13 protein-coding genes and 1 pseudogene are annotated in these 17,869 nt (G+C 64.5%); 6 read left to right on the top strand and 8 right to left on the bottom strand.

What is annotated here, in order from left to right; all coding sequences use genetic code 11:
- Nucleotides 1-116: 116 nt before the first annotated feature.
- Nucleotides 117-1,568, top strand: coding sequence for an MDR family MFS transporter (locus SJI00_RS11905; protein WP_322461907.1), 1,452 nt, complete (start codon nt 117-119; stop codon nt 1,566-1,568).
- A gap of 65 nt (nt 1,569-1,633) precedes the next feature.
- Here the strand turns inward: SJI00_RS11905 and SJI00_RS11900 are convergent, their stop codons facing one another.
- Nucleotides 1,634-2,269: a TetR family transcriptional regulator gene (locus tag SJI00_RS11900; protein ID WP_322461906.1), complete on the bottom strand. Its 636-nt coding sequence runs from the start codon at nt 2,267-2,269 to the stop codon at nt 1,634-1,636.
- Between the two features lie 254 nt (nt 2,270-2,523).
- On the opposite strand from SJI00_RS11900, the gene SJI00_RS11895 reads away from it, so the two are divergent.
- The 5 genes and pseudogenes from SJI00_RS11895 to SJI00_RS11875 all read left to right on the top strand — a co-directional run bounded on the left by SJI00_RS11895 (nt 2,524) and on the right by SJI00_RS11875 (nt 10,617).
- On the top strand, nt 2,524-3,678 hold the full coding sequence (locus SJI00_RS11895) for an efflux RND transporter periplasmic adaptor subunit (RefSeq protein WP_322461905.1): 1,155 nt from the start codon (nt 2,524-2,526) through the stop codon (nt 3,676-3,678).
- A 3-nt stretch (nt 3,679-3,681) separates the two neighbouring features.
- The gene (gene ttgB, locus SJI00_RS11890; RefSeq protein WP_322461904.1) at nt 3,682-6,846 is read left to right on the top strand and encodes a multidrug efflux RND transporter permease subunit TtgB; all 3,165 of its coding nucleotides are present in this window, start codon (nt 3,682-3,684) and stop codon (nt 6,844-6,846) included.
- Nucleotides 6,843-8,282, top strand: a complete 1,440-nt coding sequence (gene adeC / locus SJI00_RS11885; RefSeq protein ID WP_322461903.1) for an AdeC/AdeK/OprM family multidrug efflux complex outer membrane factor — start codon at nt 6,843-6,845, stop codon at nt 8,280-8,282. The genes ttgB and adeC overlap by 4 nt, the downstream gene beginning before the upstream one ends.
- Nucleotides 8,283-8,677: 395 nt before the next feature.
- Nucleotides 8,678-9,929: pseudogene (locus SJI00_RS11880) on the top strand (OprD family porin).
- 184 nt (nt 9,930-10,113) lie between these two features.
- Nucleotides 10,114-10,617, top strand: a complete 504-nt coding sequence (locus SJI00_RS11875) for an Mpo1 family 2-hydroxy fatty acid dioxygenase (protein WP_322461902.1) — start codon at nt 10,114-10,116, stop codon at nt 10,615-10,617.
- Between the two features lie 300 nt (nt 10,618-10,917).
- On the opposite strand, the gene pcaC is transcribed toward SJI00_RS11875, so the two are convergent.
- From pcaC to SJI00_RS11840, 7 genes are all read right to left on the bottom strand, one after another.
- Nucleotides 10,918-11,307, bottom strand: a complete 390-nt coding sequence (gene pcaC, locus SJI00_RS11870; RefSeq protein ID WP_322461901.1) for a 4-carboxymuconolactone decarboxylase — start codon at nt 11,305-11,307, stop codon at nt 10,918-10,920.
- Between the two features lie 10 nt (nt 11,308-11,317).
- Entirely contained in the window at nt 11,318-12,109 is a 792-nt protein-coding gene (gene pcaD, locus SJI00_RS11865) for a 3-oxoadipate enol-lactonase (RefSeq protein WP_322461900.1), read from the bottom strand.
- A gap of 11 nt (nt 12,110-12,120) precedes the next feature.
- Nucleotides 12,121-13,485, bottom strand: a complete 1,365-nt coding sequence (locus tag SJI00_RS11860) for a 3-carboxy-cis,cis-muconate cycloisomerase (RefSeq protein ID WP_322461899.1) — start codon at nt 13,483-13,485, stop codon at nt 12,121-12,123.
- Between the two features lie 9 nt (nt 13,486-13,494).
- The gene (locus SJI00_RS11855) at nt 13,495-14,784 is read right to left on the bottom strand and encodes an MFS family transporter (RefSeq protein ID WP_322461898.1); all 1,290 of its coding nucleotides are present in this window, start codon (nt 14,782-14,784) and stop codon (nt 13,495-13,497) included.
- Nucleotides 14,785-14,893: 109 nt separating this feature from the next.
- Nucleotides 14,894-16,099, bottom strand: coding sequence for a 3-oxoadipyl-CoA thiolase (gene pcaF, locus SJI00_RS11850; RefSeq protein ID WP_322461897.1), 1,206 nt, complete (start codon nt 16,097-16,099; stop codon nt 14,894-14,896).
- Nucleotides 16,096-16,875, bottom strand: coding sequence for a CoA-transferase subunit beta (locus SJI00_RS11845; protein WP_322461896.1), 780 nt, complete (start codon nt 16,873-16,875; stop codon nt 16,096-16,098). Before SJI00_RS11845 ends, pcaF begins: the two co-directional genes overlap by 4 nt.
- Nucleotides 16,872-17,732: a CoA transferase subunit A gene (locus SJI00_RS11840; protein ID WP_322461895.1), complete on the bottom strand. Its 861-nt coding sequence runs from the start codon at nt 17,730-17,732 to the stop codon at nt 16,872-16,874. The genes SJI00_RS11845 and SJI00_RS11840 overlap by 4 nt, the downstream gene beginning before the upstream one ends.
- Nucleotides 17,733-17,869 lie beyond the last annotated feature (137 nt).

The raw sequence follows: 17,869 nt of genomic DNA, 5'->3' as shown, positions 1-17,869 counted from the left end.
CGATCGTGCATAGGGGATGCACATTTTACATAGATAGCTTCCTAACTCGGGATACACTTCAGGGATTAGCGACGGGGTGCATGCCCCTCCATAGTTCGATAGCGCTCAGGTAATCCGTGACCACTGCCCTGACCGAGCCCGCCCTGCGCGCGGTGCTCACCGCCCTGATGCTGGCCATTCTGCTTGGCGCCCTCGACCAGACCATCGTTGCCGTCTCGCTGCCCGCCATTTCTGCCGACTTCAACGACATCGGCCTGCTCGCCTGGGTGATCTCGGGTTACCTGGTGGCAATGACCGTGGCTGTGCCGATCTACGGCAAGCTCGGCGACTTGTATGGCCGTCGGCGGATGATCCTCACCGGCACGGCGCTGTTCACGCTGGCCTCGGTGGCCTGCGCGCTGGCGCAGAACATGGAACAGCTGGTGCTGGCGCGGGTGCTGCAAGGGATTGGCGCGGGGGGCATGGTGTCGGTCAGCCAGGCGATCATCGGTGACTACGTGCCGCCGCGTGAGCGCGGCCGCTACCAAGGCTATTTCAGCAGTATGTACGCCTTGGCCAGCGTGGCCGGGCCGGTGCTCGGCGGCTGGCTGACGGCGTACCTGTCGTGGCACTGGGTGTTCTGGATCAACCTGCCATTGGGCCTGGTGGCACTGTGGGCGATTCATCGGGCGCTGGCCGGGCTGCCGGTAGCCCGGCGCCAGGCGCGGGTCGACTACGTGGGCGCGGTGTGGATGATCCTTGGGCTGGGCAGCCTGCTGATGGGCGTGAGCCTGATCGGTCATGGAGAGGATTGGCACTCGCCGGTGGTGCTGGCGCTGTTTGCCGGCGCGCTGGTCGGCGGGCTGCTGCTGTGGCTGCAGGAACGGCGCTTCCCCGAACCGCTGTTGCCGTTGGGCCTGTTTCGCAACCGGGTGGCGGTGCTGTGCTGGTGCGTCATCTTCTTCGCCAGCTTCCAGTCGATCTCGCTGACCATGCTGATGCCGCTGCGCTATCAGGCGATCACCGGTGGCAGTGCCGACGCTGCGGCGCTGCATCTGTTGCCGCTGGCGATGGGCCTGCCGCTGGGCGCCTTTACCGGCGGACGCCTGACCAGCCGCACGGGGCGTTACAAGCCGCAAATCCTCGCCGGTGCCCTGCTGATGCCGGTGGCGATCCTCGGCATGGCCCTCAGCGCGCCACAGTCGACGGCCTTGAGCGCAGTGTTCATGTTGCTCACCGGGATTGCCGGTGGTCTGCAGTTCCCCACCTCACTGGTGGGCACGCAAAGCGCCGTGGCCAAGCAGGACATCGGTGTGGCCACCAGCACCACCAACCTGTTCCGCTCGTTGGGTGGGGCGATGGGGGTGGCGATCATGTCCAGCCTGTTGCTTGGCTTGTTGCAGCACGGCAGCCTGACGCTGTTGGGCGATCCGCTGCTGGGCGGCGCCGCCAGCAGCCCAGCCGATAGCCAGGCGCAGCAGGCGTTGCTGGCGGTGTTTCGTCAGGTCTTGCTGGGCAGCGCCGGTATTGCGGCACTGGCGTTGCTCGCTGCGCTGGCGCTGCCGGACCGCCAACTGCGCGGGCATTGAAGGCTGCGGCGTGCGCTGGCCGAACCGTGCGCTCAAGGCACCGCAGCTCTACAATCGTTCACAAATCACTGTTTGCGCAGGGCGGGGCTCAAGCGCAGCATGTCCAGCCCGGCATCGACCCATTTCTCGGCATCGCCCAGCAGGTCGAAGCTGTCGGGCAGCAGCAACCAGCGGCCAAACAAGCCATCGAAGTAAGCGAACAGCACCAAGGCGGCGCGTTCAGGGTCAAGGTCTGCAGGCAGCTGGCCACGGCGCACTGCATTGGTCATGGCGATGACGATGCCCTGATGGCAGTCGAGCACCGAATGCTGGCGCTGCTGGCGGATTTCACACATGTCGTCGGTGAACTCGCACTTGTAGTGCAGGATCTCATTGATACGCCGCGTGCGCGGATCCAGTACCAGCTCCTTGCAGATGTGCAGCAACAATTTGCGGGTACAGCCCAGCGGATCGACTTCGTCTTCACTCTCACTGGCACGCGCCAGGTGATCGTGGGTTTCGTGCAGAACATCGAGCAGCGCCTGGACCAGTTCCACCTTGTCGCTGAAGTGCCAGTAGATGGCGCCGCGAGTGACGCCCGCCAATTGCGCGATATCGGTCAGGGTCGTCCGCGCGACGCCACGACGATAGAAGGCTTGTTCCGCCGCTTCGATGATCTGGGCGCGGGTTTCCTGGGCTTCTTCTTTGGTACGACGAACCATGGCAGCAAAAACCTCACATCAGGCCCGGGCCGAAAAACCAGCACGGGAATCCACTGGGACGCCTCTGGCGTGCGCCTCTCGGACCGTATTCGACAGGTTGCAGGTAGTCACCGAGTACCACCTTGCGGTATTTACAAACAACCGTGAATGTAAGTATATTGCTTAGCAAGCTATTTATCCACCCGATAGCATCATTCGCAATCACACATCTATTACCCTTGAGCTCCCCCTGCTCCCGCGTTCCGAGGATCCTCATGCACTTCAAGCCAGCTGTTACCGCTCTGGTTTCCGCCGTCGCCCTGGCCACACTGCTCAGCGGCTGTAAGAAAGAAGAGGCGCCGCCAGCTGCGCAGGCACCTCAAGTCGGCGTTGTCACCCTGCAAGCGCAAGCCTTCACCCTGACCTCGGAGCTGCCGGGCCGTACCACGGCCTTCCGCATGGCCGAAGTGCGCCCGCAGGTCAACGGCATCATTCTCAAGCGTCTGTTCAAGGAAGGCAGCGACGTCAAGCAGGGGCAGCAGCTGTACCAGATCGACCCCGCGGTCTACGAGACCACCCTGGCCACGGCTCAGGCCAACCTGCAAGCCACGCGCTCGCTGGCCGGTCGCTACAAGCAGCTGATCGACGAACAAGCCGTCAGCCGCCAGGAATACGACGACGCCAACGCCAAGCGCCTGCAGGCCGAAGCCACCTTGAAGAGCGCCCAGATCGACCTGCGCTACACCAAGGTCCTGGCGCCGATCAGTGGCCGTATCGGCCGTTCGGCGGTCACCGAAGGTGCGCTGGTCAACAGCGGTCAGGCCAACGCCATGGCCACTATCCAGCAGCTCGATCCGATCTACGTCGACGTCACCCAGTCCACCGCCGAGCTGCTCAAGCTGCGCCGTGACCTGGCCAGCGGCAACTTGCAGAAGGCCGGCGACAACGCTGCGCAAGTGCAGTTGGTGCTCGAAGACGGCAGCCTGTTCCAGCAGCAGGGCCGCCTGGAGTTCTCCGAAGTCGCAGTCGACGAAACCACCGGTTCCGTGACCCTGCGCGCGATCTTCCCCAACCCCGACCACGCCCTGCTACCTGGCATGTTCGTGCATGCGCGGCTCAAGTCCGGGGTTCGCTCCAACGCCATTCTGGCGCCGCAGCAAGGCGTGACCCGCGACCTCAAGGGCACCCCGACCGCGCTGGTGGTGAACAAGGACAACAAGGTCGAGTTGCGTGAGCTCAAGGCCAACCGTACGCAAGGCAGCGACTGGCTGATCGAGGAAGGCCTGAACCCAGGCGATCGCCTGATCACCGAGGGCCTGCAGTACGTACGCCCGGGCGTCGAGGTGAAGGTCAGCGAGGCCACCAACCTGAAGAAGCCGAACAACCCTGACCCGGCCAAGGCCAGCGACGCAGACGCCAAAGCGGAGTAAACCATGTCGAAGTTCTTTATCGATCGCCCGATCTTCGCGTGGGTCATCGCCCTGGTCATCATGCTGGTCGGCGCCCTGTCGATCCTCAAGTTGCCGATCAACCAGTACCCGAGTATCGCGCCGCCGGCCATCGCCATCGCCGTGAGCTACCCAGGTGCGTCCGCACAGACCGTGCAAGACACCGTGGTGCAGGTCATCGAGCAGCAGCTCAACGGCATCGACAACCTGCGCTATGTGTCGTCGGAAAGTAACTCCGACGGCAGCATGACCATCACCGCTACCTTCGAACAGGGCACCAACCCTGACACGGCGCAGGTGCAGGTGCAGAACAAGCTCAACCTGGCTACCCCGCTGCTGCCGCAAGAAGTGCAGCAGCAGGGTATCCGCGTGACCAAGGCGGTGAAGAACTTCCTGATGGTCATCGGCCTGGTGTCCGAAGACGGCAGCATGACCAAGGATGACCTGGCCAACTACATCGTCTCGACCATGCAGGACCCGATCTCGCGTACCGCAGGTGTGGGTGACTTCCAGGTGTTCGGCGCGCAGTACGCCATGCGCATCTGGCTCGACCCGGCCAAGCTGAACAAATTCCAGCTGACCCCGGTCGATGTCCGCACCGCCATTACCGCGCAGAACGTGCAGGTGTCGTCCGGCCAGCTTGGCGGCCTGCCGGCCGTGCCCGGTACCCAGCTCAACGCCACGATCATCGGCAAGACCCGCCTGCAGACCGCCGAGCAGTTCGAGAAGATCCTGCTCAAGGTCAACAGCGACGGCTCGCAGGTGCGGGTGAGTGATGTCGCCAAGGTCGGCCTGGGGGGTGAAAACTACTCGGTCAGCGCCCAGTTCAACGGCAAGCCCGCCTCGGGCCTGGCGATCAAGCTGGCAACCGGCGCCAACGCGCTGGACACCGCCAAAGCCCTGCGCCAGACCATCAGCGACCTGGAACCGTTCTTCCCGCCGGGGATGAAAGCGGTGTTCCCGTATGACACCACGCCGGTGGTCACCGAATCGATCAGCGGGGTGATCCACACCCTGATCGAGGCGGTGGTGCTGGTGTTCCTGGTGATGTACCTGTTCCTGCAGAACTTCCGCGCCACCATCATCACCACGATGACCGTGCCGGTGGTGTTGCTGGGTACGTTCGGCATCCTGGCGGCGTTCGGTTTCAGCATCAACACCCTGACCATGTTCGCCATGGTGCTGGCCATCGGCCTGCTGGTGGACGACGCCATCGTTGTGGTGGAAAACGTCGAGCGGGTGATGTCCGAGGAGGGGCTGCCGCCTAAAGAGGCGACCAAGAAGTCCATGGCGCAGATCCAGGGCGCGCTGGTCGGTATCGCTCTGGTGCTCTCGGCGGTCCTGCTGCCGATGGCCTTCTTCGGCGGCTCCACGGGCGTGATCTACCGGCAGTTCTCGATCACCATCGTCTCGGCCATGGCCCTGTCGGTGATCGTGGCGCTGGTGTTCACCCCGGCGCTGTGCGCGACCATGCTCAAGCCGCTGAAAAAGGGCGAGCACCACTCCGGCAAGAGCGGCTTCTTCCGCTGGTTCAACCGCAACTTCGACCGCAGCGTGCAGGGCTACGAGCGCAGCGTGGGCTTCATCCTGCGCCGCAAACTGCCCTTCCTGCTGGCTTATGCGCTGATCGTGGTCGGCATGATCTGGCTGTTCATGCGCATTCCTGCCGCGTTCCTGCCCGAAGAAGACCAGGGCGTGCTGTTCGCCCAGGTGCAGACCCCGGCCGGTTCCAGTGCCGAGCGCACCCAGGATGTGGTCGACCAGATGCGTGCCTACTTGCTTAAAGACGAAGCCGACACCGTGTCGTCGGTCTTCACCGTCACCGGCTTCAACTTCGCCGGCCGTGGGCAAAGCTCGGGCATGGCCTTCATCATGCTCAAACCGTGGGGCGAGCGTTCTGCAGAGAACAGCGTGTTCGGCCTGGCCCAGCGCGCGCAGCAGCACTTCTTCACTTTCCGCGACGCCATGGTGTTCGCCTTCGCCCCGCCCGCAGTGCTGGAGCTGGGTAACGCCAGCGGCTTCGACGTGTTCCTCCAGGACCGCGCCGGTGTTGGCCACGAGAAACTGATGGAAGCGCGTAACCAGTTCCTCGGCAAGGCCTCGCAGAGCAAGATCCTGGCCGGTGTACGCCCGAACGGCCTGAACGATGAGCCGCAGTACCAGTTGATCGTCGATGACGAGCGCGCCAGTGCCTTGGGCGTGACCATCGCCGACATCAACAACACGTTGTCGATCGCCTTGGGCGGCAGCTACGTCAACGACTTCATCGACCGTGGCCGGGTCAAGAAGGTCTACATCCAGGGCGAATCCAGCGCCCGTATGAGCCCGGAAGACCTGAAGAAATGGTACGTGCGCAACGGTAAAGGCGAGATGGTGCCGTTCTCCTCCTTCGCCAGTGGCGAGTGGACCTACGGTTCGCCGAAGCTGTCGCGCTACAACGGTGTGGAAGCGGTCGAAGTGCTCGGTACTCCGGCGCCCGGCTACAGCACCGGTGAAGCCATGGCCGAAGTCGAACGCATCGCCGGCGAGTTGCCCGATGGCATCGGCTATGCCTGGACCGGCATGTCGTACGAGGAAAAACTCTCAGGCTCGCAGATGCCGGCGCTGTTTGCGCTGTCGATCCTGTTCGTCTTCCTCTGCCTGGCGGCACTGTATGAAAGCTGGTCGATCCCGATCGCAGTCGTGCTGGTCGTACCGCTGGGGATCATCGGTGCACTGATCGCCACCAGCTTGCGCGGGCTGTCCAACGATGTGTACTTCCTGGTGGGGCTGCTGACCACCATTGGTCTGGCAGCGAAGAACGCGATCCTGATCGTCGAGTTCGCCAAAGAGCTGCACGAGCAAGGCAAGAGCCTGTACGACGCCACCATCGAAGCCTGCCGGATGCGTTTGCGCCCGATCATCATGACCTCGCTGGCGTTCATTCTCGGCGTGGTACCGTTGACCATCGCCAGCGGCGCAGGCTCGGGCAGCCAGCACGCCATTGGTACCGGCGTCATCGGCGGCATGATCAGTGCAACCGTACTGGCCATCTTCTGGGTGCCGCTGTTCTTCGTGGCCGTGTCGTCGGTCTTCGGCGGCAAGAAAAAGCCGGAAGACGATCACACCCCTGACACTCCTGAAACCCCACGTTATGAGGCTGGGCAATGACCAAGTCCTTGCTGTCCCTGGCAGTAACCGCCCTGATTCTGAGCGGCTGCTCGCTGATCCCTGACTACCAGACGCCTGAGGCGCCGGTACCGGCGCAGTTCCCGCAAGGCCCGGCGTACTCGCCGGCCGAGTCGGCCAACGTGGCGGCGGCCGAACAGGGCTGGCGCCAGTTCTTCACCGACCGTGCGCTGCAACAACTGATCCAGACCTCGCTGGAAAACAACCGCGACCTGCGTGTTGCCGCGTTGAACATCGACGCCTACCGCGCGCAGTACCGCATCCAGCGTGCCGATCTGTTCCCGGCGGTGACCGCCAACGCCAGCGGCAGCCGCCAGCGCGTGCCCTCCGACCTGTCGCAGACTGGTCGCTCCGGCATCACCAGCCAGTACTCGGCCACCGTGGGCGTGAGTGCCTATGAGCTGGACCTGTTCGGCCGTGTGCGCAGCCTCAGCCAGCAGGCCCTGGAAACGTATCTGTCCAGTGAAGAGGCGCGCCGCTCCACGCAGATCGCCCTGGTGGCCAGCGTGGCCAACGCCTACTACACCTGGCAGGCCGACCAGGCTCAGTTGCGGGTGACGCAAGACACCCTCAAGGCCTACCAACAGAGCTTGAACCTGACCCAGCGCAGCACCGAGGTGGGCGTGTCGTCGGCGCTCGATCTGAGCCAGGCACGCACCGCTGTGGAAGGCGCGCGGGTCAAGCTGGCGCAGTACCAACGCCTGGTGGCGCAAGACGCCAACAGCCTGACCGTGCTGCTGGGTACCGGCATTCCGAGCAACCTGCCGGAGCCGCTGGCGCTCGACGCCGACCAGTTGGCCGAAGTGCCTGCCGGGTTGCCGTCCGACCTGCTGCAGCGCCGCCCGGACATCCAGGAAGCCGAGCACCTGCTCAAGGCTGCCAACGCCAACATCGGCGCGGCGCGCGCGGCGTTCTTCCCAAGCATCAGCCTGACCGCCAACGCCGGCACCTTGAGCCCGGACATGAGCGGTCTGTTCAGCGGCGGCTCGGGCACCTGGCTGTTCCAACCGCAGATCAACCTGCCGATCTTCAATGCCGGGGCACTCAAGGCCAGCCTCGAATACTCGAAGATCCAGAAGGACATCAACGTTGCCAAGTACGAGAAGACCATCCAGACCGCCTTCCAGGAAGTCGCCGATGGCCTGACCGCACGCAAGACCTACGAAGAACAGCTGCAAGCCCAGCGCGACCTGGTGGCCGCCAACCAGGATTACTACCGCCTGGCCGAACGCCGCTACCGCATCGGCATCGACAGCAACCTGACCTTCCTCGACGCCCAGCGCTCGCTGTTCAGCGTGCAACAGGCGCTGATCACCGATCGGTTGTCACAGCTGGTCAGCGAAGTGAACCTGTACAAGGCCTTGGGTGGCGGCTGGTATGAGCGCACTGGCGAGGCCAATCAGCAGGCGGCACGGTAACCGCAACGGCACGAGGGCGTTGATGGACCAACGCCCCCGTCCATTGCCAGCAAAACGCGGCGCCTGCAGGGGGTCGGCTTCGCCGCTCCAATCCAGGCGTAGCGCAATTGCTGAACAGACGGCGCACGCTCGGTTCCTGTCCCCCATGTCACCCCTCCCTCGCCCTGATTCCTACCGCACCCCGTGCACTTTCTCCCCCGCGCTGGCAAAATGAACCAACTAGAACATTTCGTTCGGTAATCGCCCTGTTCCGTCTGCGGCGAATTGCCCCGCCCTGCCCTTCGCAGCACCATCGGCCTCGCAATGTACCAAACGTTCCCTTTTCTACAGGGCTCTGTCTGCAGGGTGTCCTGCAGCGTACTGCCGCACCGATAACAACAAGAGATCTTCGACAGATGAACCCTTCGCACCCCGCACGCCACCTGCTCCCTGGCCTGTTGGCCGTGTCTTGCAGCCTGCCTGCCCTGGCCGCCGACAGCGGCTTTGTGGAAGACGCCAAAGCCACGCTGAACCTGCGAAACTTCTACATCGACCGCAATTTCGTCGACCCTGACAATCGCCAGAGCAAAGCCGAGGAATGGACGCAGAGTTTCATCCTCGACGCTCGCTCAGGCTTCACCCAGGGCACGGTTGGCTTCGGTGTGGATTTTCTCGCTGTACGCGGTCAAGCTCGACGGCGGTCGCGGCACGGGCGGCACGCAGTTGCTGCCGATCCATGACGATGGCCGCCCAGCCGATGACTTTGGCCGGCTGGGCGTCGCCTTCAAGGCGAAAATCTCCCAGACCGAGCTGAAGGTGGGCGAGTGGATGCCCGTGCTGCCGATCCTGCGTGCCGACGACGGCCGCTCGTTGCCGCAGACCTTGCGCGGTGCCCAGGTGGTGTCGCGCGAAATCGACGGCTTGAGCCTGTACGGCGGCCAGTTCCGTGGCAATAGCCCGCGCAACGACGCCAGCATGGACGACCTGTCCTTCAACGGCCGCCCCGCCGCCACCTCCGACCGTTTCAACTTTGCTGGCGGTGAGTACACCTTCAACGACAAGCGCACCCTGGTCGGCCTGTGGAACGCCCAGCTCAAGGACGTTTACCAGCAGCAGTACCTGAACCTGCAGCACAGCCAGCCGGTGGGCGACTGGACCCTGGCCGCCAACCTCGGCTACTTCATCGGCAAGGAAGACGGCAGCCAGCGCGCCGGCGACCTCGACAACCGCACCGCTTCAGCACTGCTCTCGGCCAGATACCAGGGCCATACGTTCTATGTCGGCCTGCAGAAAGTCAGCGGCGATGACGCCTGGTTCCGAGTCAATGGCACCAGCGGCGGCACCTTGGCCAACGACAGCTACAACGCCAGCTTCGACAACGCCAAGGAACGCTCCTGGCAGGTGCGCCACGATTTCAACTTCGCCAGCATCGGTGTGCCCGGGCTGACCCTGATGAACCGCTACATCAAGGGCGATGACGTCCACACCGCATTGGTCGATGACGGCAAGGAATGGGCGCGCGAGAGCGAGCTGGCCTACGCGGTGCAGTCGGGCGCCTTCAAGGACCTCACCGTGAAGTGGCGCAACTCGACCATGCGCCGGGACTACAGCACCAATGCGTTCGATGAGAACCGACTGATTGTGAGTTATCCGTTTAGCTTGCTCTGAGGGCTGCGCGGCTGACGAGCGACGGTCGGTTTGACGCGAAGCGGCTGATCGTGGCGGTTCAACCCGCTTAACGGCCGTCTAGGCCACCCGACCGGCACACGCAATGCAGGCCGAGTGGACCGACGGGCGCTGCAAGAGCGCTGTGTGACTCTATGCTCAGGGTTTTGCTTACAGAGAGTCGCAGATGAAAACCTTGGTCGATCATCTCAGCCAGTACGCCGGGTACCACCGTGACCGGCGCAATCTGCTGACGCATTTTCTGGGTATTCCATTGATCGTGCTGGCGGTGGCGACGCTGCTGTCGAGGCCGGGTGCCTGGGTGGCGGGGGTGTGGCTGTCGCCGGCGGTGCTGGCGGTGCTGGCGGCGGCGGTGTTTTACCTGCGGCTGGATCGGCGGTTTGGCGTGGTGATGGCGGGGTTGCTGGTCGTGTGCCTGTGGTTCGGGCAGGCGATTGCGCAGTTGGGCGCGGGTGTCTGGCTGGGCACAGGGCTGGGGCTGTTTGTGCTGGGGTGGGTGATTCAGTTCGTTGGGCATTACTTTGAAGGGCGCAAACCGGCGTTCGTCGATGATCTGACCGGGTTGATCATCGGGCCGTTGTTTGTGGTGGCTGAGTTGGGGTTCATGCTTGGCTGGCGGCGAGAGGTGGAGCAGGCCGTTGAGGCGGTGGCCGGGGGTGTTCGCGGCTAGGCTTCAGGGCTTGCCTGGACTCGAGAGCGAACCGCAGATGCCCTGCGTTACGGCGCGCTTCGGGGCTTCGCTCCTGCGCAAACCGTAGGCCGCGCAGCCCTGAAGCGCGCCCCAACGCAGGGGACCCGTCACGCCGCGCAGCGCAGTGAAGGGCCGGCTGGTGGAGCATGGGGGTTTTACCTACTTTTGCCCGGCAGAAGCAGGTCGCCGTAAAGGCGAAAAGCTGCCTCCCAGGCACGACCACACCGCATGTAATGCAACCGCTAGCCCTCGCCGTACCCGCAAAACGGCAGCCAGCGCTCAACGCGACTCCACCCCCAACTCATCCCACACCGACTCCGCCAAGTGAAACGTCGCATTGGCCGCCGGAATCCCGCAATAGATCGCACTCTGCATCAACACCTCCTTGATCTCCTCGCGCGTCACGCCGTTGTTCGCAGCCGCACGCAAGTGCAGTTTCAGCTCATCGTTGCGATTCATGCCGATCAGCATGGCGATCGTGATCAGGCTGCGCGTGTGCCGCGGCAACCCAGGCCGCGTCCAGATATCGCCCCAGGCATGCCGGGTGATCATGTGCTGGAACTCGCTGTTGAAGTCCGTCAGCTTGTCCAGGCTGCGGTCCACATGCGCATCGCCCAGCACTTCGCGGCGCACGTGCATACCGGCTTCGTAACGTTGTTGCTCGTCCATCGAACAGTCCTCAGCGAGCGTGCAGGAAATCGAGCACACGGCGCGTGAACCGCGCACCGATCTCCACGTTCGACAGGTGCGCCGCAGGGAACTCGACGAACTGTGCACCCACAATCTGCGCCTGCAGGAAGCGACCGTGCTCGGGTGTGGTCACCACGTCACGGGTGCCGGCCACGATCAGCGTTGGCACCTGAATGTGCTGCACCTGCTCGCGGTAGTCGGCATCGCGCACGGCGGCGCAGTTGGCGGCATAGCCTTCGGGCGAAGTGCCGGCGAGCATCTGCGTGATGCGCTGGGCCTCAGCGGGCTCAGCCTCGACGAAGCCTGGGGTGAACCAGCGCGCCAGGGAGCCGTCGCGCAGGTCGAGCATCGCCGCTTGGCCGCCTGCCAGTACGGTATCGATGCGCTCATTCCACACCTGCGCACTGCCGATCAACGCGGCGGTATTGCACAGGGTCAGGCTCAGCAAGCGGTCAGCGGCATGGATGCCCAGCCATTGGCCGATCAGACCGCCCATCGACAACCCGACGAAATGCGCCTGAGCGATGTCCAGCGCATCGAGCAGCGCCAGCACATCGCCCCCCAGTTGCGCGATGCTGTACGGCCCTTCGGTCACCAGCGACTGGCCATGCCCGCGAGTGTCATAGCGCAGCACGCGAAAATGCTCGCGCCACAGCGCCGCTTGCGCGTCCCACATGCCCAGGTCGGTGCCCAGGGAGTTGGACAACACCAGCACCGGCGCATCGACCGGCCCCTGCAGTTCGTAGTTCAGTACGCCATCAGCCAGTTGCAGATGTGCCACAGCGGTCTCCTTCAGGCAGAAAAATGTTGATGTTCGGCCACCGCCCGCGCCACCCAGACGCGGGCCTGGCCGAGGTAGTGGGCAGGGTCGAGCAAGCGATCAAGCTCATCACTCGACAGGTGTTCGACCACCTGCGGCTCGTCGCCGAGCACACTGCGCAGGTGGCGGTGTTCGGCAACGGCGCGCTGGCAGCACTGTTCGAGCAGGTGATGGGCGCGGTCGCGGCCCAGGCGTTGCGCCAGCACGATGCTCACGGCTTCTGCCAGGACCAGGCCCTGGGTCAGGTCGAGGTTCTGGCGCATGCGCTCGGTGTCGACCTGCAAGCCGTCGGCGATGACCTGCGCATGGTGCAAGGCGCCCGACACCACGCAGCAGATCTCCGGCAGGGTGTCCCATTCGGCATGCCACAGGCCGAGGCTGCGCTCGTGCTCCTGGGGCATGGCCGAGAACAGCGTCGAGACCAGCCCCGGCACGCGCGTGGCAGCAGCGATGAGCACCGCGGCCCCGACCGGGTTGCGCTTGTGCGGCATGGTCGATGAGCCGCCCTTGCCGGGGGCCGAGGGCTCGAACACCTCCCCCGCCTCGGTCTGCATCAACAGGCTGACGTCTCGCCCGAACTTGCCCAGGCTGCCGGCGATCAGGCCCAGCGCCGCGCCCAGTTCCACCAGGCGGTCGCGCTGGGTATGCCAGGGTTGCTCGGGCAGGCTCAGGTGCAGTTGCTCGGCCAAGGCCTCGGCCACTGGCAATGCTTTGACGCCCAGCGCGGCCAGGCTGCCGGAAGCACCCCCGAACTGCAGCACCAGCAGGCGCGGTTTGAGTGCTTTCAAGCGTTGCCGATGGCGGGTCAAGGCGCCCAGTGCACCGGCGAGCTTCATGCCCAGGGTCACCGGCGTGGCGTGCTGCAGCCAGGTGCGCCCCACCATGACCGTATCGGCATGCTGCAGCGCCTGACGGGCCAGGGTATTGGCCAGCCTACCCAGATCGGCTTCGATCAGTTCCAGCGCAGCGCGCAGTTGCAGTACCAGCCCGGTGTCCATGGCGTCCTGGCTGGTGGCCCCCAGGTGCACGTAACGCTCAGCCTCGGACACGCCACTGGCGACCACCTTGCCCAACGCCTTGACCAGCGGAATCGCCGAGTTGCCGGCGCTGCAGATCGCTTGCGCCAGGGCCTGGACGTCATAGCGTTCGGCCTTGCAGGCCGCCTCGATCGCCGGCACCGCGCTGGGCGGCACCAGCCCTGCCGAGGCCTCGGCGCGGGCCAGGGCGGCTTCGAAATCGAGCATGCCTTGCAGGCGGCCACGGTCGGAAAACACCTCACGCATGGGCGCTGCGGTGAAGTAGGCGTCGAACAGCTGGTTACCCGTGTGCGGGGTCATGCGCACTCCTTAGTGATCATCGTGCAGGTAGCTCGCCTTTTTCGGCAGCCGCAGGCTGAACAGGAAGGCCACGGCCATCATGGCGGTGACGTACCAGTAGAAGGTATTTTCAATGCCCATCGACTTCAGGTTCAGCGCCACGTACTCCGCCGAACCGCCGAACATCGCATTGGCCACCGCATAGGCCAGGCCCACGCCCAGTGCGCGCACCTGCGCCGGGAACATCTCGGCCTTCACCAGGCCACTGATCGAGGTGTACAGGCTGACGATGGCCAAAGCCACGGTCACCAGCAAGAAGGCCATGATCGGGCTGGTGACGGTCTTGAGCGCCATCAGCAGCGGCACGGTGAACAGCGTGCCCAGCGCGCCGAACAGCAACATCGAATTACGTCGCCCGATGCGGTCGGAGAGCATGCCGAACAGCGGCTGCATCAACATGAACAGGAACAGCGCACCGGTCATCACATAGCTGGCGTTCTTGGCCGGCATGCCGGCGGTGTTGACCAGGAATTTCTGCATGTAGGTGGTGAAGGTGTAAAAGATCAGCGAACCGCCGGCGGTGTAGCCGAGCACGGTGATGAAGGCCGCACCGTGGTTGCGGAACAGGCCGCTGATCGAGCCTGCATCCTTGTCCTGGCGGGTTTCGGCGCTGCTGGTCTCTTCCAGCGAGCGACGCAGCATCAGCGAGATCACCGCCGCCACCGCACCGACCACGAACGGGATGCGCCAGCCCCAGGCACGCAGTTCTTCTTCGCTCAGCAACTGCTGCAGGATCACCACCACCAACACCGCCAGCAGTTGCCCACCGATCAGCGTCACGTACTGGAACGAGGCGAAGAAGCCGCGCTGGCCGCGCAGGGCCACTTCACTCATGTACGTGGCCGTGGTGCCATACTCGCCACCCACCGACAGGCCCTGGATCAGCCGCGCGATCAACAACAGCGCAGGCGCCCAGGTGCCGATGCTGGCGTAGGTCGGCAGGCAGGCGATCATCAGCGAGCCTGCGCACATCATCAGCACCGAGATCATCAGCGAGTTCTTGCGCCCGTGGCGGTCGGCCAGGCGGCCGAAGATCCAGCCACCGATGGGCCGCATGAGAAAACCTGCGGCGAACACACCGGCAGTGTTGAGCAACTGCACCGTGGGGTCGTCGGAGGGGAAGAAGGCCGGCGCGAAGTAGATGGCGCAGAAGGCATAGACATAGAAGTCGAACCACTCCACGAGGTTGCCCGAGGAAGCGCCGACAATGGCGAAGACGCGTTTTTTGCGTTCTTCGGCGGTGTAGTGAGGGGTAGTCATGGGCAGGTTGCTCCTGAAGGGTCACAGGTAAGTCTAGACATACCCAGTTACATGCTCGTTCAACAGTGCGCAAGGGCGCCAAGCCCCCGCGCGCTGGGCACGCGCCTGGTCAGACCCGCTCGATCGCCAGCGCCAACCCCTGCCCTACCCCCACGCACAGGGTAGCCAGGCCCTTGCGCCCACCGCTTTTTTCCAATTGATGCAGCGCCGTGAGCACCAACCGCGCGCCGCTCATGCCTAACGGATGGCCGAGGGCAATCGCACCGCCATTGGGATTGACCTGCGGCGCATCATCGGCCACACCCAGCTCGCGCAGCACGGCCAGGCCCTGGCTGGCAAAGGCCTCGTTCAGCTCGATGACATCGAAATCGCTCATCGCCAGGCCCAGGCGTTCGGTCAGCTTGCGCACCGCCGGCACCGGGCCGATGCCCATCACCCGCGGCGCCACGCCGCCGCTGGCCATGCCCAGTACCCGCGCACGCGCGGTCAGGCCGTGTTTCTTCACCGCCTCGGCCGAGGCCAGAATCAGCGCGGCCGCGCCATCGTTGACGCCCGAAGCGTTGCCGGCGGTGACGGTCTTGTCCGGGCCGTTGACCGGCTTGAGCCGGGCCAGGGCCTCCAACGTTGTGTCAGGGCGCAGGTGCTCGTCTTGTTCGACCAGGACTTCGCCTTTTTTGTGGACGATGCGCACCGGCACAATCTCTTCAGCGAAGAAACCAACTGCCTGAGCCCCCGCAGCCTTCTGCTGGCTGCGCAGAGCAAAGGCATCCTGGTCGGCGCGCGAGACGGCGTAGTCATCGGCCACGTTGTCGGCCGTTTCGGGCATCGCGTCGACGCCGTACCGCTGCTTCATCAGCGGGTTGACGAAGCGCCAGCCGATGGTCGTGTCTTCCAGTTTCATGGTGCGTGAATAACCGCTCTCGGCCTTGCCCATCACGAATGGCGCGCGCGACATCGACTCCACGCCCCCGGCAATCGCCAGCTCCATCTCGCCGCAGGCAATGGCGCGGAAGGCGGTGCCGATGGCGTCCATGCCCGAGGCGCACAGGCGATTGAGGGTCACGCCCGGAATGCACTCGGGCAGGCCCGCGAGCAGCAGCGCCATACGCGCCACATTGCGGTTGTCTTCACCGGCCTGGTTGGCGCAGCCGAGAAACACTTCGTCGACCTGCGCCCATTGCACGCCGGGGTTGCGCTCGATCAGCGCCTTGAGCGGCACGGCGGCCAGGTCATCGGCCCGCACACTGGCCAGGGCGCCGCCGAAACGGCCAATGGGGGTGCGGATGGCATCGCAGATAAATACATCACGCATCACGCTTCTCCTGGCGCCTGGCCGTGGGCCGCAGCAGTTCGGGCTTCGAGGTCGCGCAGTGCAGACAACTCGGTGTCGGTTGGCGCAGCGGTGGCCTGCACATCGTCGGCAAAGCGCAGGCTCCAGCCCGTGGCCGCGGTGATCTGCTCACGGGTCACGCCCGGGTGCATCGAGGTGACCACGAACTCGTGGGTGTCGGCTTCGGGCTCCATGATGCACAGGTCGGTGATGATGCCCACCGGCCCCTCGCCGGGCAGGCCCAGGCGTTGGCGTGAGTCGCCACCCTCGCCATGGCCTACCGACGTGATGAAATCGAGCTTCTCGACAAAGGCGCGGGTGGACTGCTTGAGGATGATCAGCACTTGCTTGGCGGAACCGGCGATCTCCGGCGCACCGCCGGCGCCCGGAAGGCGGGTACGCGGGGCGTGGTAGTCACCGACCACGGTGGTGTTGATGTTGCCGAAGCGATCCACCTGAGCGGCACCGAGAAAGCCCACATCGATGCGCCCCCCTTGCAGCCAGTAGCGGAAGATTTCGCCGGTCGGCACCACGGTGTCGGCGGTTTCGGCCAGCTCGCCGTCACCGATCGACAGCGGCAGCACACTGGGCTTGGCGCCAATCGGGCCGGACTCATAGATCAGCACCACCTCCGGCGAGGAGGTGAGGCGCGCCAGGTTGGCGGCCTTGGACGGCAGGCCGATGCCGACGAAGCACACCGCACCATTGCGCAGGCGACGCGCGGCGGCGACGGTCATCATTTCAGCGGTGGAGTAGTTCATTGTGCGGCCTCCGAGGTGCTGGCCAGGCGGGCCTTGAATTCAGTGAAGTCGGCAGTGCCGCGGATGTAGGTGTCGATCCAGGCAGTGAAGGTCTCGCGGTTGCGCGCGATCGGGTCCCAGGCCTGGTAGAAGCGGTTGTCACGCTCGTAGTAGCCGTGGGCATAGGACGGATGCGCCCCGCCCGGCACCAGGCACACGGCGCTCAAGGCCCAGGTCGGTAGCACGCAGGCGTTCATCGGTGCGTGCAGGTCATCGACGATTTCTTCGACGGTGACGATGCAGCGCTTGGCCGCCAGGGCCGCTTCCTTCTGCACGCCGAGAATGCCCCAGAGCAGCACGTTGCCTTTGCGGTCGGCTTTCTGCGCGTGGATCACGGTCACGTCCGGGCGCACCGAGGGCACTGCCGCCAGGACTTCCCCGGTGAACGGGCAGGTCACGCTCTTGATCAGCGGGTTGACCTTGGGCAGGTCGGAGCCGGCGTAGGCGCGCAGCACCGCAAACGGCAGGCCGGAGGCGCCGGCAACGTAGGCATTGGCAAGGTCGGCATGGCTGTGTTCTTCAAGCTCGATAGCGTGCGGCCATTGCTTCTCGACAGCATCGCGCAGGCGGTGCAACGAACCGACACCCGGGTTGCCGCCCCAGGAGAAGATCAGGCGTTTGGCACACCCGGCACCGATCAACTGGTCGTAGATCAGGTCAGGTGTCATGCGTACCAGGGTCAGGTCGCGCTTGTTCTGGCGAATGATCTCGTGACCTGCGGCGGTCGGAATCAAGTGCGTGAAGCCTTCCAGGGCGACGGTGTCGCCATCCTGGATGAACTGCTTCACAGCGTCGTGAAGCGAAACGATTGCTGCCATTGGAGACTCCTGGTCAGGACACGTCGATGCGGTGGGCGGCGCGTCGAATGCTGCGCTGCGATGCACTCAGAGTAAGGAGCCGCGCGATGGCTTTACAATCCGATAATCGTCTATTAGGGCGATTATCGAACGATATG

This window comes from Pseudomonas gebzensis (genome assembly GCF_034427815.1).
GTDB lineage: Bacteria > Pseudomonadota > Gammaproteobacteria > Pseudomonadales > Pseudomonadaceae > Aquipseudomonas.
This window is presented reverse-complemented; position numbering and strand designations above follow the sequence as displayed.

Coding starts and splice junctions, on each gene's coding strand:
- SJI00_RS11855 (WP_322461898.1), bottom strand. CDS start 14,784: ATGACTACCCCTCACTACACCGCCGAAGAACGCAAAAAACGCGTCTTC.
- SJI00_RS11840 (WP_322461895.1), bottom strand. CDS start 17,732: ATGGCAGCAATCGTTTCGCTTCACGACGCTGTGAAGCAGTTCATCCAG.
- adeC (WP_322461903.1), top strand. CDS start 6,843: ATGACCAAGTCCTTGCTGTCCCTGGCAGTAACCGCCCTGATTCTGAGC.
- ttgB (WP_322461904.1), top strand. CDS start 3,682: ATGTCGAAGTTCTTTATCGATCGCCCGATCTTCGCGTGGGTCATCGCC.
- SJI00_RS11900 (WP_322461906.1), bottom strand. CDS start 2,269: ATGGTTCGTCGTACCAAAGAAGAAGCCCAGGAAACCCGCGCCCAGATC.
- SJI00_RS11895 (WP_322461905.1), top strand. CDS start 2,524: ATGCACTTCAAGCCAGCTGTTACCGCTCTGGTTTCCGCCGTCGCCCTG.
- SJI00_RS11860 (WP_322461899.1), bottom strand. CDS start 13,485: ATGACCCCGCACACGGGTAACCAGCTGTTCGACGCCTACTTCACCGCA.
- pcaC (WP_322461901.1), bottom strand. CDS start 11,307: ATGGACGAGCAACAACGTTACGAAGCCGGTATGCACGTGCGCCGCGAA.
- SJI00_RS11875 (WP_322461902.1), top strand. CDS start 10,114: ATGAAAACCTTGGTCGATCATCTCAGCCAGTACGCCGGGTACCACCGT.
- SJI00_RS11845 (WP_322461896.1), bottom strand. CDS start 16,875: ATGAACTACTCCACCGCTGAAATGATGACCGTCGCCGCCGCGCGTCGC.